This is a genomic window from Klebsiella scottii (assembly GCF_036561945.1).
GTDB classification, from domain to species: Bacteria; Pseudomonadota; Gammaproteobacteria; order Enterobacterales; family Enterobacteriaceae; genus Klebsiella; species Klebsiella scottii.
Genome location: NZ_JARXNI010000015.1, coordinates 1 through 1343 on the forward strand (window position 1 = coordinate 1; position 1343 = coordinate 1343).

General features: G+C 49.9%; 1 tRNA gene and 2 rRNA genes. All 3 read left to right on the forward strand.

The features are described from left to right. Positions 1 to 121, forward strand: a 16S ribosomal RNA gene (locus QFI97_RS00080); the annotation flags it as partial. 85 nt (positions 122 to 206) lie between these two features. Continuing rightward, positions 207 to 282 (forward strand) — tRNA-Glu (locus tag QFI97_RS00085). 217 nt (positions 283 to 499) lie between these two features. Beyond that, positions 500 to 1343 (forward strand): 23S ribosomal RNA (locus QFI97_RS00090); the annotation flags it as partial.

The window sequence follows — 1343 nt, forward strand, 5'->3', positions numbered from 1 at the left end:
GGTTGCAAAAGAAGTAGGTAGCTTAACCTTCGGGAGGGCGCTTACCACTTTGTGATTCATGACTGGGGTGAAGTCGTAACAAGGTAACCGTAGGGGAACCTGCGGTTGGATCACCTCCTTACCTGAAAGAACCTGCCTTTGTAGTGCTCACACAGATTGTCTGATGAAAAGTAAATAGCAAGGCGTCTTGCGATTGAGACTTCAGTGTCCCCTTCGTCTAGAGGCCCAGGACACCGCCCTTTCACGGCGGTAACAGGGGTTCGAATCCCCTAGGGGACGCCACTTGCTGGTTTGTGAGTGAAAGTCGCCGACCCCCATATCTCAAAACTAACTCAGTGAGTTACGTTTGAGATATTTGCTCTTTAAAAATCTGGATCAAGCTGAAAATTGAAACGACACACTGTTTCCTTTCTCCGTAATAAGAAAGGAAAAATGGTGTGTTCGAGTCTCTCAAATTTTCGCAACGCGGACTGTTTTACGAAACAGCTTCGGGTTGTGAGGTTAAGCGACTAAGCGTACACGGTGGATGCCCTGGCAGTCAGAGGCGATGAAGGACGTGCTAATCTGCGATAAGCGTCGGTAAGGTGATATGAACCGTTATAACCGGCGATTTCCGAATGGGGAAACCCAGTGCAATTCGTTGCACTATCGTTAAGTGAATACATAGCTTAACGAAGCGAACCGGGGGAACTGAAACATCTAAGTACCCCGAGGAAAAGAAATCAACCGAGATTCCCCCAGTAGCGGCGAGCGAACGGGGAGCAGCCCAGAACCTGAATCAGTTTGTGTGTTAGTGGAAGCGTCTGGAAAGTCGCAGGGTACAGGGTGATAGCCCCGTACACTAAAATGCACAGGCTGTGAGTTCGAAGAGTAGGGCGGGACACGTGGTATCCTGTCTGAATATGGGGGGACCATCCTCCAAGGCTAAATACTCCTGACTGACCGATAGTGAACCAGTACCGTGAGGGAAAGGCGAAAAGAACCCCGGCGAGGGGAGTGAAACAGAACCTGAAACCGTGTACGTACAAGCAGTGGGAGCCTACTAGTTAGGTGACTGCGTACCTTTTGTATAATGGGTCAGCGACTTATATTCTGTAGCAAGGTTAACCGTATAGGGGAGCCGCAGGGAAACCGAGTCTTAACTGGGCGTTAAGTTGCAGGGTATAGACCCGAAACCCGGTGATCTAGCCATGGGCAGGTTGAAGGTTGGGTAACACTAACTGGAGGACCGAACCGACTAATGTTGAAAAATTAGCGGATGACTTGTGGCTGGGGGTGAAAGGCCAATCAAACCGGGAGATAGCTGGTTCTCCCCGAAAGCTATTTAGGTAGCGCCTCGTGAA